Source organism: Microbacterium sp. LMC-P-041, assembly GCF_030209555.1.
Classification (GTDB): Bacteria; Actinomycetota; Actinomycetes; order Actinomycetales; family Microbacteriaceae; genus Microbacterium.
The window spans coordinates 199855-213520 of record NZ_JARVRV010000001.1; the positions used below are offsets into that span (position 1 = coordinate 199855).

Below are 13666 nucleotides of genomic sequence, written 5' to 3' on the forward strand. Positions count from 1 at the left end.
AGCAGGGTCACCAGCCCAGGGTGCCGGGTGCACCCTTGAAGGGGCCGACGACCGTCGACGTGACCCACCCGCCGTAGAACCCGCCCGGCTGCGGTGTGACGACCTCGTCCCCCACCGTGCACTCGTCCATCGGACCCGCATAGACGGCGACCCGGTCTGCCAGCATCTCGAAACCTCGAGAGGGATTCGGGTAGTTCCAGGCGGCCCCGGCCGCCGTCTGCGCTCCACCTCGCACGTCGAGGTAGCGTGCGGCTCCCTTGAACTCGCAGAACGAGGTGCCCGGCGCGTCAGAGAGCGAGCCCGCGGTGAAGTCGGCGATCGGCAGGTAGTACACGGGAGGATGGCTCGTCTCGAGGACTCGCACCGCGTCGCGCGTGTCGGCGATGAGCTGGCCGCCGAGGCGGACGGTGATGCGCGCAGCCACGGGCTCGATCTTCGGCGGTCGAGGATAGTCCCAGACGGATTCCTGACCGGGCGAGGGCACGAGAGGGCGGGGTCTGCGCATCTGTTCACTGTACGTCGCACGGTGTTGACTGGGGCCATGTCAGAAATACCGATGTTCCCGCTGGGGTCGGTGCTCTTCCCGTACACCCCGCTCCCGCTCCGCGTGTTCGAGCCGCGGTACCTCACCATGATCGGGCAGCTGCTCGACGAGGACGACCCTCAGTTCGGCGTCGTGCTCATCGAGCGCGGACATGAGGTCGGCGGTGGCGATCGCCGGAGTGGATTCGGCACGATGGCGCGCCTGGTGAGCGTGGCGGCCGATGCCCAGGTGCTGCACACCCTGGCGGTCGGCACGGCACGCTTCACCGTCGAGCAGTGGCTGGACGACGCTCCTTACCCGCGCGCAGAGGTGACCCCGCTGCCCGAGCTGACCTGGAACGATGCCCTCACCCCCCTGCGCACCGAAGCCGAGGCGATCGTGCGCCGGGTGCTGGCACGCACCGACTCGCCCTGGGACGCCGACACCGAGCTGTCGGAAGAACCGCTCGCGGCCGCCTGGCAGCTCGCCGCCATCGCGCCGCTGGGCGAATACGACCAGTACACGCTGCTGCAGTCCACCACGGTGGGCGCTCTGCTGCGTCAGGTGATCGATCTCACGCTCGACGCCGAGGCGCTCTGGACAGCGGAGTGACACGTCTCCTGCTCGTCGCGGGAATCGCGGGCGTCGCGGAGAGCGACCGCCTCACTCGACCGTCGGGCTGACCCGCTGCGCCCGCTTCTCCCGAGACGAGGCGATGAGGCTGGCGACGGTGGCCACGGTCATCGCCACGACGATGACGCCCAGCGACACCATGTTGTCGATGTCGGGAACCCACTCGACATGCTGACCGCCGTTGATGAACGGCAGCTCGTTCTCGTGCAGCGCGTGAAGGATCAGCTTGATGCCGATGAATCCGAGGATGACCGCGATCCCGTAGTGGAGGTAGCGCAGACGATCGAGCAGATCACCGAGCAGGAAGTAGAGCTGGCGCAGACCCATGAGCGCGAAGATGTTCGCGGCGAAGACGAGGAACCCGTTGGTGGTGATCTCGAAGATCGCCGGGATCGAGTCGATCGCGAAGATCAGGTCGGTGACGCCGATCGTGATGAACACGATGACCATCGGCGTCCACATGCGCTTGCCGTCGACGGTCGTGCGCAGCTTCGAGCCGTCGTACTCCTCGCTGATGTCGATGCGGCGCCGCAGCAGGCGCACGATGAAGTTCTCCTTCTTCACATCGTCTTCGTGCTCGCCCTCGGGCATCGCCTGCTTGATCGCGGTGTAGATGAGGAAGGCACCGAAGATGTAGAAGATCGGCGAGAAGTGCTCGACTATCGTGACGCCGACGAGGATGAACGCTCCGCGGAGGACGAGGGCGATGATGATGCCGACCATCAGCACCTGCTGCTGCAAGCGTCGCGGCACCGCGAACTGCGCCATGATCAGCACGAAGACGAAGAGGTTGTCGATCGAGAGGCTGTATTCGAGCGCCCAGCCGGTGATGAAGTCGCCGGCGTTCCGCCAGCCTGCGACGTTTCCGAGAAGAACCGCGAAGAGCAGCGCGAGTCCGACGTAGAACACCACCCACAGGGTCGACTCCTTGGTCGAGGGGATGTGGGGACGAAGTCGGATCAGAAGCAGGTCGCCGATCAGGATGATCGTGAGGACGATCATCGAGGTGATCTCGAACCAGACAGGGATTTCCAAGGGCGTACAGCACCTTTCGGGAGGGTCGGAAAAACGCCGAAAGTCTCTCCCACGCACAGAGTGCGTCGCACGACCGGAGCAGCGATGTCGGTGCTCGTGATGACGGTGGATGCGCTTGCGGGATACTCCCTCTCGCCTCAGCAATGGTAGCGGAGTCGAAGACGCTTGCGGATGCCGCCGGCACCGATCTGAGACGATGGGGCGTCGACCGACACTTCCTGGGTGAGAGACACCGAACGGAATCGGGATGCCAGTGCAGACGAGTGACCAGAGAGTGGCGGCGCGGGCCGCGGCAGGTGACGAGAGCGCCTTCCGCGAGCTGTACCGCGCGTACGCCCGCCCGGTCTACTGGATCGCACACGGGATCGTCGGCGCCGCCGCGGATGCCGAGGACGTGACTCAGGAGACCTTCGTCACGGCGTGGCGGAAGCTGCCGGGGTTCGAGCTGCAGGGAGACTCCATCCTCCCGTGGCTCGCGACGATCTGCCGCTTCCAGGCCGCGAACCGCCTGCGCCAGCGCAGACGCGACCAGGCCAACACCGCGGATGCGGTCGATGAGACCCTCCCCTCGACGGTCAGCGTGGAGGAGCAGGTGATCACCGCGGACCTCGCAGAGCGGATCGCGGCCGAGGTCGGCACCCTCAGCGACCTCGATCGCGCGATCTTCCGCCTCTGCGCCGCGGAAGGCTACGCCTACCAGGCTGCGGCCGAGGAGCTCGGCGTGAGCCACGCCATCGTCCGGAACCGTCTCTCCCGAGTCCGCACCCGACTGCGTGGTGCCGTGAAGGAAGCGAGCGACGCATGAACGACACCTCCACCGAGCCACTGCCCGAGCTCACCGATGCCGCAGTGGAGCGCATCGAGAGAGCCGTGTTCGAGGACATCGCCGCCGAGCTGCCGCGGCAGTCGCCTGCAGAGAAGCGCGGTCGCGTTCGTCGTCGTCGGTGGCTCACCGGCACCGGCATCGCCGCGGCGTTCGTCATCGGCGTCCTCATCACCCCGCCCATCCTCACCGCGGTCGGCGGTTCGGCGACGAGCTCGGCCGACGGCGGGGGCGTGACTGTCGTCGAGGACGCTCGCTCGGGCGCCGTCGACCAGAGCGCGCCCTCGGCTCTGACCGAGTCAGCCGAGTCGGGCGCGGTCGCCGGAGATGTCGCAGCGGGTGATCGTGAGATCATCGCCACGGCCAACGCCACGGTGGAGGTGAAGGACGTCTCGGACGCCGCGGTCGCCATCGGGGCACTCGCAGAGTCGCATGGCGGCTACGTCGAGAGCACCGAGATCGGCGGGACCCCTGCCGTGGACGCCTCCTCCGATCCTGTCGCCGCGGACTCGGAGTACGGCTGGATCAGCATCCGCGTGCCGTCGGCGGATCTTCCCGCCGTCATCGATGAGCTCACCGAATCCGGCGAGGTGCTCTCCTCCTCCATCGCGCAGCAGGATGTGACCTCGACCGCGATCGATCTGCGAGCGCGCATCGATGCGACCAGGGCATCCGTCCAGCGACTCAGCGAGCTCATGTCCCAGACCGGCACCGTCGCGGAGCTCATCGAGGCGGAGGTGGCGCTGACCGATCGTCAGGCGCAGCTCGAGTCGTACGAGCAGCAGCTCGCCTCGCTCGAGGACCAGGTCGCGATGTCGAGTCTCTCGGTGCAGCTGACCCGCACCGCCGCGCCGACGACGGCCGATCCCGCAGGATTCTCCGATGGGCTCGTCGCGGGATGGAACGGGCTCGTGGTCTCGCTGAACGCCCTGGTGGTCTCTGTCGGATTCCTGCTTCCGTGGCTCGCCGTGGCCGGGCTGGTCGTGCTGATCATATGGGGCGTCCGCCGAGCACGCCGCGGTCGTCGAGGCTCCGACGCGGCGGATACCGACAGCTGAGATCACCCGTTAAATCTCGAATTTCCGGGGTATACAAGAACTCTTGTGAGAATCGGGAACCGGTTCTAACGTGACGTTCATGGAAGACATCTCGGTCGTCACCGCCGTGCACCACCCGCTGCGCCGACGCATCTACGACTACCTGCTGCTGTACGGCACATCGCAGGTGACGGCACTCGCCCGGTCGCTCGATGCGCAGGTCGGCAGCATCAGCCATCATCTGCGCATGCTGGAGCGGGCGGGCCTCGTCGAGCGCGCCGAGGACCCGTCGGGCGACCGGCGCACGAGCTGGTGGAAGATCGCCCGTCGCGGCCTGACCTGGTCGGCGGAAGACTTCGCTGATTCCCCCGCCGACGCGCTTCTGGCGCGCGAAGCGCAACGGCAGAGCATCCGGATGCAGATCGAGCGCCTCCAACGCTGGCAGCGCCGGCACGATGATCCGGCCGTCGCCGGCTATGACGCCTCGAACACCGAGACCACGGCCTGGGCGACGCCGGACGAGCTGCGCGACCTCAGCTCGAGGCTGTCGGCGACGCTGAAGGACTGGCGCGACTCGGTCGACCTCGAAGACGGGCAGCAGCGGACACCGATCTTCTTCTTCGCGCACGCCTTCCCGACGACACCATGACCGCCGCAGACCCTGTGCAGCTCGTCGAGCCGCCGGCGTTCCGACGAGACCATCGAGTGCATGCGTGGATCCTCGTCAAGGCGCTCTCGGACGCGGGCGACGCCCTGTGGACGATCGCGTTGGCGTGGACCGCCGTGCAGACGGCCTCGCCTGCGGTCGCAGGACTCATCGTCGCCGCCGGCACTCTGCCTCGTGCGGTCGTCCTGCTGTTCGGCGGCATGATCGCCGACCGCGCGGACGCGCGCCGAGTGATGATGCTGTTCAACGCCGTCCGGGTGGGCGTTCTCGTGACGGTGGCGCTCTGGGTGCTCTCCGCGCCGCCCACCGTGGGTGTGCTCCTCCTCGCCGCCATCGCATTCGGCGTCTGCGACGCCTTCTACGAGCCCTCGGCGGGCACCGTCGCCCGCCAGCTCGTGCGAGCCGCTGACCTGCCGTCCTACGGCGCTCTCTCGCAGACCGCATCGCGACTCGGAACGATGGCCGGCGCGGCCGTCGGCGGTGTGATCGTCGCGTCCGCGGGCCTCGTCGGAAGCGCGGCGGTGAACGCGGTGACTTTCACCGTCGTCATCGCGTTCATCGCCATCTGGCTCAGACCGCGGTTCCTGCTCGCACGGGCAGACCGACAGTCCGCTCTTCGCGACATCGCGGGTGGATTCGCCCACCTCGGCGCACATCCGACCACCCGCACGCTCGTCATCGCCCTCTCGGGGCTCAACCTCGCGGTCGGTCCGGCCGTCGGGATCGGCCTCGCGCTCCGAGCACACGAAGAAGGCTGGGGCGCGCCGGCTGTAGGGCTGTTCGAAGCTCTGTTGGGACTCGGCGCGGCGATCGGCGCCGTGTCCGTCGCCAGGTGGCGGCCTCGGCGCGAGGCACGCGCGGGATTCCGTGCTCTGATGCTGCAGGGAATGGCCATCGTCGCACTCGGCTGGGGTCCCGCGTGGAGTGTCGGAGTCGCTGCCTTCGTCATCGGTGCGACCGCCGGCTACGCATCGGTGCTGCTCAGCGCCACGTTCTCGGCAACCGTCGACACCGCGTACCTCGGCCGCATGAGCTCCATCACCCGGTTGGGCGACGACTGCCTGATGCCGCTCGCGATGGCCGCGTTCGGTCTGCTCGCGTCGACCACCGCGCTCTGGGTTCCCTTCGCCCTCTTCGGTGGAGCGATGACGGCATCGATGGTGGCGCCGTTGGCCAACCCCGCGTTCCGGAGCATGTCGCTGCGTACAGCCGTCGGATCCACATGATGGATGCGGAGACGACGAAAGCCCTCGGAGAACCGAGGGCTTTCGCTTGTTGTGACCCCAGCGGGATTCGAACCCGCGTTACCGCCGTGAGAGGGCAGCGTACTAGGCCGCTATACGATGGGGCCGTCTGGCGGAACGTTTCCGTGCCGCGACAACTGTTCAAGTATGCCACGACGATTCTCACGTCGCCAAATCGAGCGGGGCGGTCTTCAGATCCCGGGCGTGGCGCACCTGCCGAGGGGTTTGCCACGGCGCCCCTGAAGGAGTTGACTCATCTCATGCGCGTCACCAAATTCGAACATGCCGCTCTTCGCATCCAGCAGGGCGATGACGTCCTTCTCCTCGACCCGGGCTCGTTCACCTCTCCCCTGAACGATCTCTCGGGTCTCGTCGCTGTCGTGATCACTCACGAGCACCCCGACCATTGGACCCCCGAGCACCTGGATCGGATCCTGCGCGCAGCCCCCGGCACCCCGATCTACGCCCCGGCGGGCGTCGCGCGCGCCGCCGACGGCTATGACATCTCCGTGGTCGCTCCGGGCGAGACGGTGGAGGTCGGTGCGTTCACGCTCCGCTTCTTCGGCGGCACGCATGAGGTGATCCACTCGTCACTGCCGGTGGTCGAGAACGTCGGCGTGCTGATCAACGATGTCTTCTACTATCCGGGCGACTCGTACGCGATCCCCGAGGGCGTCGAGGTCGGCACTCTCGCGGCACCGCTCGGCGCGCCGTGGCTGAAGATCGGCGAGGCCATGGACTACGTCCTGGCCGTGAAACCACGGCGGGCGTTCGGCACTCACGACATGACGCTGTCCGTCGCGGGCAAGACGATGCACCGGCAGCGGCTGCAGTGGGCGACCGAGCAGGGCGGCGGCGAGTTCTCGATACTCGAACCGGGCGACTCGCTCGACATCTGACGTGGCGGACTCCCCCTCTGTCGAGTACTCGCTCAACGAGGGCGGCGTACGAGATCTCCTCCGAAGCACGGACCCCGCCCTCGCCAAGCTTCCGCTGAGGCTGTTCGCCGACGGCTGGGACAACTCGATGTGGCGCCTCGGCTCCGAACTCGCCGTGCGGCTGCCTCGACGCGATCTCTCGGTGCCGCTCATCACCCACGAGCAGCGTGCCCTGCGCACGATCGGGCCGGCTCTCGCCGCCGTCGGCATCCGTGCGCCCGTCCCCGTGATCGTGGGCGAGCCGAGCGCGCACTTTCCGCGACCCTGGTCCGTTCTGCCCTGGATCCCCGGAACGACGGCGCTCGCCTCCTCCCGCCCGGACAACGCGACCTGGGCGCCCCGACTCGCGGACGCCCTGCGCGCGCTGCACGTGGCCGCGCCGGTCGATGCTCCCCGCAACCCGGTGCGCGGACGCGCCCTGTCCACTCGAGACGCCGCCATTCGGCCACGTCTGGACGCGTTCGACCGCCGGACGGCACTGCGCGACGCCTGGGCCGCGGCACTCGCAGCGCCGCCCGCATCGGAGGAGGTCTGGATCCATGGCGATCTGCACCCGGGCAACGTGCTCGTCGCCGACGGCACGCTCACCGCGCTCATCGACTTCGGCGATGTCACGGTCGGCGACCCCGCCTACGACCTCGCCTCGGCCTGGATGCTCTTCGACGCCTGCGGCCGAGAGGCATTCCGGCGAGCGACGAGGGAGCGTTACGACGACGCCACCTGGACCCGCGCGAGAGGCTGGGCGGCGTACATCGCCCTCGTCCTGATGACTCAGAGCGATGACAGGCCCGAGTACTTCGCCGTCGGAGCGAGCACGGCCGACGCGCTCGAAGAGGACTAGCTCTGCGCGGCTCGAACGCGCAGAGCTCGAGCCAGGTGGTCGCGCTGTTCGATGACGATTCGGCGCAGAGCGGCGGGCGCCGTGTCGTTGTCCGCGAGCCACGCATCCACGGCATCGAGTGTGGGCGAGGCGGGGAAGAGTCCGACCACGAGGCGTTGCGCCAGCTCGATGCTCCGTGTCGCCCACGCATCGCCGATCCGCCCGAAGTACTCGGCATCGAACCTCTCGATGAGATCGCGGCGTCCTCCGGCTCGGAACCCGCCGATCACCGCGTCGAGATGATCGTTGCTGAGCGATCCGTCGTTCCACGCCGCGTCCCAGGCGGCAGCCCGGACGTCAAGTTCGGGACGCGAGGCCAGGGCCCTGCGGGCAGCGGTGCGTCCGCTGCCCGTGTCGTCGGACTCCAGCTCCGCGGCCACCGCATCGGCATCCGCGTGTCCCGTGGTGACGAGGGCGGTGAGGAGCTGCCACCGCAGATCCGGGTCGATCGTGAGCCCGTCGGGGGCATCGCCATGCAGGATCGCGCGGATGTCGTCTGCACGCACATCGTCGAAAGCTGATGCCGATGCGAGCGCACGCGCCCAGGAGAGCTGTGCATCGCTGCCGGCATCGGACGTCTGGAGCGCAGTCCACGCGGTCTCGACCCATGCTGTCAACTCACGCTGTCGCGCGTCATCGCTCGCGTAGTTGCGGATCGCGAAGAGCGTATTCGCGAGGATGCCGGCGAGAAGGCCGATGTTCGACTCCCGCGGAGCGTGGGCACGAACGATCTCGGCGTAACGAGCGGCCGCGAGCTCGCCGTCGCGGGTGGCGTTCCAGAGCGATGACCAGATGACAGCCCTGGCGAGAGGATCGTCGAGCGAAGACAGTGATTCCCGCACCGTCGCCAGAGAGGCGTCATCGAGACGCACCTTGGCATAGGTGAGGTCGTCATCATTGAGGAGCACGAGATCCGCAGCCGGAATGACCACCGGTGTCCGCTCGTCGTCGATGTCGAGCGCGATCTGATCGCGACGGACGACCCTCCCGTCGACACGATCGTAGAGACCGATACGCAGGCGGTGCGGCCGCGGGTCGCTCTGCATGACGGCGGCGCCGCCGTCGGCATCCCGCTCCACCCACAGCGTCGAGACCCCGGTGGTCTGCAACCAGGCACGCGACCAATCGGTCATGTCCCGCCCGGAGACCGCGCTCAACTGCACGAGGAAGTCCTCGAGGGTCGTGTTGCCGAAGGCGTTCGCCGCGAAGTACCGCCGCGCGCCCTCGAAGAACGCCTCGTCGCCGACGAACGCGACGAGCTGCTTGAGCACGGCGGCACCCTTGGCGTAGGTGATGCCGTCGAAGTTCAGCTTCGCCGCCTCGAGATCGGGGATGTCCGCGACGATCGGGTGCGTCGTGGGCAACTGGTCCTGCTGGTACGCCCACGCTTTGCGGTTCGCAGCGAATTTCACCCAGGCGTCGTGGAAGCGCGTCGCCACCGCCGAGGCGTGCGAACCCATGTAGTCGGCGAACGACTCCTTGAGCCACAGGTCGTCCCACCACTTCATCGTGACCAGGTCGCCGAACCACATGTGCGCCATCTCATGCAGGATCGTGTTCGCGCGAGCGGCACGCTGGGCATCCGTAGCGGCCCCTCGCGACAGGTAGGACTCTGTGAATGTCACGAGGCCGGGGTTCTCCATCGCGCCGAGGTTGTATTCGGGCACGAAGATCTGGTCGTACTTGCCCCACGGATAGGGGTAGGCGAACGCGTCGGTGAAGAAATCGAGACCCTGGCGGGTGATCTCGAGGATCTCGTCCGACTCCAGGTACTGCGCGAGGGACTGTCGCGCGAACAGGCCCAGCGCGATGCGCTGATCGTCGCGCTGCCACTCGCCGTCGACTCGAGCGTAGGGTCCCGCCGCGATGGACGTGATGTAGCTGGAGATCGGAAGAGTAGGAGCGAACTCGACACGTTGCACGCCGACGCCGGCGTCGACGCTGACCGCCGCCTGGTTCGACAGCACCTGCCAACCCGCCGGAGCATCGATCACGAACGCGTAGGGCGCCTTGATGTCGGGCTGCTCGAAGCAGGCCATCACCCGTCGCGCGTCGGCGGGCTCGTACTGCGTGTAGAGGTAGGTGCGGTCGTCGACCGGGTCGTGGAACCGGTGCAGGCCTTCGCCGGATCGGCTGTAGCTCGCGACAGCTTCGACACGGACGACGTTCTCGGTCCCGAGGCCGCTCAGCTCGATGCGCGACCCGTCGTAGACGACATCGCGGTCGACGCCGTTGACGACGACCCTCTCGACGCTCTCTCCGATGAAGTCCACCCAGGTCGAGTCCGCCGTCGCGGTGAAATCCAGGGTCGTGGTCGTGGAGAACCCGCTGCGTGCCCGCTCCGGCGCACCCGTGAGGTCGAGTTCTACGCGGATGCTGCGCACGGAGACGGCGGCGGATCGCGCCGCGGTCTCCTCTCGGGAGAGATTGGCTGTGTCCATGCCTCCATCCTTTCATCCGCGTTCCCGCCCTGCCGAACCTACGTACGTTGCCTCACGCAACAGAAGAGCGTAGAGTTGCGCTATGCAACATGAAACTGGGTCAGACGAACGCCGAACCGACAGCGCCGCCGTCCTGAAGTCGCTCGTCGCCATCACGCGGCGCGGCCTGGTCGACGCCCGCGCGGGAGAGCCGACGCTCTCGATGACCGACCAGTCCATCGTCATGGCGATCGCCGACCAGCCCGGGATCCGGTCGACGGACATCGCCCGGATGTTCCGACTGAACCGCTCGACCGTTTCACGTCAGCTGTCCGCACTCATGTCTCTCGGCCTCGTGCAGGAGGCCCCTTCGAACTCCGGACGCGGCCGACCGCTCGAGCTGACCGCCGAGGGCGAAGAGGCATTCCGCGGCACACTGCGATCGCTGCAGGACGTCATCGACGCCCATCTCGCGCAGTGGACGGATGACGAGGTGCAGCGCTTCGCGCATGATCTCCGGCGTTTCGACAGCGGCGACGAACAAGCCTGACCACGGCCCACAAGGCCACCAGAGGAAGAAGAGAAATGAAGAACATCACTGTTCTCGGCACCGGCGTGCTCGGATCGCAGATCGCGTTCCAGACCGCCTTCCACGGTTTCGACGTCGTCGCATACGACATCGATCAGTCCGCGCTCGATCGCGCGGCCGAACGACTCGAAGATCTCGCCTCGCGCTACATCGCAGACGGCGTGGAGAATGCCGCTGACGGCGGCGCGAAAGCAGCGATCGACCGCATCCGGCTCACCTCCGACCTCGCGGATGCAGCCGCTGCAGCTGACCTCATCATCGAGGCGGTGCCCGAGAACCTCGAACTCAAGCAGAGCATCTACCGGACCCTCGCCGACGCCGCACCGGCGACCACGATCTTCGCGACCAACTCCTCGACCCTCCTGCCGAGCGCGCTCGCGGAATCGACGGGTCGCCCCGACCGGTTCCTCGCCCTCCACTTCGCGAACGAGATCTGGTCGCGCAACACCGCCGAGGTCATGGGAACCCCCGCAACCGACCCCACCGTCTACGAGACGGTCGTCGAGTTCGCGATGCAGATCGGGATGGTCCCCATCCAGATCAAGAAGGAGAAGGCGGGCTACCTGCTGAACTCGCTGCTCGTGCCCTTCCTCCAGGCCGGGGCCGAGCTGCTCGTCGACGGCATCGCCGAGCCCGCGGACATCGACGCGACCTGGCGGATCGGCACGGGCGCGCCGGCAGGCCCCTTCGAGATCTACGACATCGTCGGCCTGACGACCGCCTACAACATCTCGCGCATGGGCGGCGAGAAGCAGCAGCGCTTCGCAGACCTGCTCAAGGAGCAGTACATCGACCACGGCAAGCTGGGGGTCGCGACGGGCGAGGGGTTCTACACCTACCCTCGCGAGAGCTGACGCCCCTCACCGCCCGAGGAGCTTGCGGATGGCAGTCTCCGGCGACACCGACAGGTCGAGAGTGCGACCGCGCGCGTAGAGCCGGAAGACCCGCGGGTCGATATAGCTCCCTCGGGCGACCGCGAGAGTGTTGCCGAGCGCCGACGCCGTGGCCTGCACAGCGAGGCGCTCGGCGCGCCGTCGATCGGTCTTCGTCTCGAGTCGGCCGATCCGCGCCAGCGCGTCCGCCGCGAGGATCGTACCGTGCAGCGTGCGGAAGTCCTTCGCGGTGAACGACGATCCCGCCACCTGCCGCAGATAGTCGTTGACCTCGCTCGAGGTGAGTCGCACCCGGCGACGGCCCTTGCGATAGGCGAGCAGCGGAGCCTTCGGCGAACCGACGGCGAACTCCGACAGCGCCTCGGCGAGCGGCGCATCGGTGATCTCGATCGAGGCGAGCTGCTTGCTCTTCGCAGGGAAGCTGAGCGCGACCGTACTCCCGTCGATCCGCACGTCCCGTCGCCGAAGCGTGCTCAGGCCGCGACTGCCGTGTTTCACCAGGTAACGCTCCGAGCCGATGCGCAGTGCAGCGTCGTCCAGCAGCCGGAAGGAGACGGCGAGGGCGCGTTCACGTGTCAGTCCCGGTTCACCGATGGCACGGGTGACCTTCGCCCTGGCGGCGGGCAGCGCCTCGGCCAGTTTGAGCGCCCGGGCGAACTTGCGCTGATCTCTGCCGGTGCGCCAGAGGGGATGGTAGAGATACTGACGTCTGCCCGCATCGTCTGTGCCGACCGCCTGAATGTGAGCGAGGGGGTCGGCGGCGATCCACACGTCTTTCCACGCGGGAGGTATCGCGAGGTCCCGGATGCGCTCTCGATCGGCCTCGGCCACGGGCGTGTTACCGGCATCGACGTATCGGAAGCCGGAGCCCGATCGCACGCGTCGAATTCCCGGCGTCTCGCCGGGGACGACTCTCGTGAGTGCCATTGGCATCCTCCCTGTCATGCCGCGTCGGGCATCTGCGATCACGATGCCCGGCCCGGCGACGGCAGTGAAGGGCATGGCGCGACACGGGCGCGCTCTGCTAGGCGATATCTCCCTCCGGACGGCATGCTCCGTCGGCAGCGGCATCGCGCCGATCGGATTGTCCGGGCACCCGATGGTCTGCCATCCTCGTGACTATGGCGATGTCATTCGAGGAGTTCCGTGCGTCCCTGACCCGTGCAGATCTGCGCGCCCCACTCGGGTTGCAGCTCACCGACCTCGAAGCCCGACAGGTGGCCGACGATACCGCGTCCGCTCAGAGCTGGTACGCCTACTGGGTGTCGACCCAGCCGACCGCTCCCCCGCCGCCCACGGGCCCCGCATACGACGCACCTCCTCCGGCGTACGACGCACCTCCTCCCGCATACGACACGGCGCCCGTGTACGCCACGCAGGCCCCGGCGCCAGCAGGCCCGCCGGTGTACCCGGGATACACGGCCGCGCCCGACGGCCCTCCGGGTCAGAAGAGGCGTGTCGGTCTCTGGGTGGCGCTCTCGATCGTGGGCGCGCTCCTTCTCATCGCCGCGATCGTCGTGATCTTCGCCTTCGCCACGGCGCGACACTGGACCAAGACCGATGTACCCGAGCAGCCAGAGACCTTCCGCAGCGAGGAGTACGAGACCGGGCGCTACGACGTCACGATGGACGACGTGAACCCCTGCAGCGTGAACCAGGACTGGACGGACTGCACGAACCTCATGGTCGCGACCTACACGGCAGCCTGCGTCGATGTCGAGCTCACCGAGAGCGCGACCCGCCTGTGCGCCGAGTACAGCGCGGCGATAGACGAGATGAAGGCGCAGGACGGCGACGGCTACTTCGTGGCCACGCTCGGCAGCTATGGCAGCCTTCACCGGACGCCTGAGATCGATACCCGTCAGGTGTCGAACGACGACTACGAGCCGGCCGTCACGCACGAAGCGGTGTGCTACCTCGGGTTCATCGGAGAGTGCGAGTAGGCACGCATCCAGTAACGACAAAACCCCCGCCTGAGCGGGGG

General features: G+C 67.6%; 14 protein-coding genes and 1 tRNA gene. 10 read left to right on the forward strand and 5 right to left on the reverse strand.

Annotation, left to right across the window (positions count from 1 at the left end; genetic code table 11):
* Positions 1–7 precede the first annotated feature (7 nt).
* The gene (locus QRN21_RS00990) at positions 8–505 is read right to left on the reverse strand and encodes a DUF427 domain-containing protein (RefSeq protein WP_285362942.1); all 498 of its coding nucleotides are present in this window, start codon (positions 503–505) and stop codon (positions 8–10) included.
* A gap of 36 nt (positions 506–541) precedes the next feature.
* Here QRN21_RS00990 and QRN21_RS00995 point away from each other — a divergent pair, with 36 nt between their 5' ends.
* Entirely contained in the window at positions 542–1135 is a 594-nt protein-coding gene (locus QRN21_RS00995) for an LON peptidase substrate-binding domain-containing protein (RefSeq protein WP_285362943.1), read from the forward strand.
* Positions 1136–1186: 51 nt separating this feature from the next.
* Here the strand turns inward: QRN21_RS00995 and QRN21_RS01000 are convergent, their stop codons facing one another.
* A complete protein-coding gene (locus QRN21_RS01000; protein WP_053095882.1) occupies positions 1187–2191 on the reverse strand; it encodes a TerC/Alx family metal homeostasis membrane protein in 1005 nt (334 codons plus the stop codon).
* Between the two features lie 247 nt (positions 2192–2438).
* Here QRN21_RS01000 and QRN21_RS01005 point away from each other — a divergent pair, with 247 nt between their 5' ends.
* The 4 genes from QRN21_RS01005 to QRN21_RS01020 all read left to right on the forward strand — a co-directional run bounded on the left by QRN21_RS01005 (position 2439) and on the right by QRN21_RS01020 (position 5944).
* Positions 2439–2996, forward strand: a complete 558-nt coding sequence (locus QRN21_RS01005) for an RNA polymerase sigma factor (RefSeq protein ID WP_056278648.1) — start codon at positions 2439–2441, stop codon at positions 2994–2996.
* Positions 2993–4072, forward strand: a complete 1080-nt coding sequence (locus QRN21_RS01010; RefSeq protein ID WP_053095880.1) for a DUF4349 domain-containing protein — start codon at positions 2993–2995, stop codon at positions 4070–4072. Before QRN21_RS01005 ends, QRN21_RS01010 begins: the two co-directional genes overlap by 4 nt.
* A 79-nt stretch (positions 4073–4151) precedes the next feature.
* The gene (locus QRN21_RS01015) at positions 4152–4700 is read left to right on the forward strand and encodes an ArsR/SmtB family transcription factor (RefSeq protein WP_072591187.1); all 549 of its coding nucleotides are present in this window, start codon (positions 4152–4154) and stop codon (positions 4698–4700) included.
* Positions 4697–5944 (forward strand): MFS transporter, encoded by a 1248-nt coding sequence (locus QRN21_RS01020; protein ID WP_285362944.1) that lies wholly within the window; start codon positions 4697–4699, stop codon positions 5942–5944. The genes QRN21_RS01015 and QRN21_RS01020 overlap by 4 nt, the downstream gene beginning before the upstream one ends.
* Before the next feature lie 52 nt (positions 5945–5996).
* Here the strand turns inward: QRN21_RS01020 and QRN21_RS01025 are convergent.
* Positions 5997–6069, reverse strand: a tRNA-Glu gene (locus tag QRN21_RS01025).
* Between the two features lie 153 nt (positions 6070–6222).
* On the opposite strand from QRN21_RS01025, the gene QRN21_RS01030 reads away from it, so the two are divergent.
* A complete protein-coding gene (locus QRN21_RS01030; RefSeq protein WP_053095878.1) occupies positions 6223–6861 on the forward strand; it encodes an MBL fold metallo-hydrolase in 639 nt (212 codons plus the stop codon).
* A 1-nt stretch (position 6862) separates the two neighbouring features.
* Positions 6863–7741, forward strand: coding sequence for an aminoglycoside phosphotransferase family protein (locus QRN21_RS01035; RefSeq protein WP_285362945.1), 879 nt, complete (start codon positions 6863–6865; stop codon positions 7739–7741).
* Here QRN21_RS01035 and pepN read toward each other — a convergent pair.
* Positions 7738–10221: an aminopeptidase N gene (gene pepN / locus QRN21_RS01040; RefSeq protein ID WP_285362946.1), complete on the reverse strand. Its 2484-nt coding sequence runs from the start codon at positions 10219–10221 to the stop codon at positions 7738–7740. The genes QRN21_RS01035 and pepN overlap by 4 nt on opposite strands.
* Before the next feature lie 82 nt (positions 10222–10303).
* Between pepN and QRN21_RS01045 the strand changes: the two genes are divergently transcribed.
* Both QRN21_RS01045 and QRN21_RS01050 read left to right on the forward strand, forming a co-directional pair.
* Positions 10304–10750 carry a MarR family winged helix-turn-helix transcriptional regulator gene (locus QRN21_RS01045; RefSeq protein ID WP_056278642.1) on the forward strand — a complete coding sequence of 149 codons (447 nt, stop codon included), beginning with the start codon at positions 10304–10306 and terminating at the stop codon, positions 10748–10750.
* Positions 10751–10785: 35 nt separating this feature from the next.
* A complete protein-coding gene (locus QRN21_RS01050; RefSeq protein WP_285362947.1) occupies positions 10786–11643 on the forward strand; it encodes a 3-hydroxyacyl-CoA dehydrogenase in 858 nt (285 codons plus the stop codon).
* Between the two features lie 6 nt (positions 11644–11649).
* On the opposite strand, the gene QRN21_RS01055 is transcribed toward QRN21_RS01050, so the two are convergent.
* Entirely contained in the window at positions 11650–12609 is a 960-nt protein-coding gene (locus QRN21_RS01055) for a DNA topoisomerase IB (protein ID WP_372983609.1), read from the reverse strand.
* A gap of 194 nt (positions 12610–12803) precedes the next feature.
* On the opposite strand from QRN21_RS01055, the gene QRN21_RS01060 reads away from it, so the two are divergent.
* Complete coding sequence (locus tag QRN21_RS01060) at positions 12804–13625, forward strand: hypothetical protein (RefSeq protein WP_072591174.1); 822 nt, start codon at positions 12804–12806, stop codon at positions 13623–13625.
* Positions 13626–13666 lie beyond the last annotated feature (41 nt).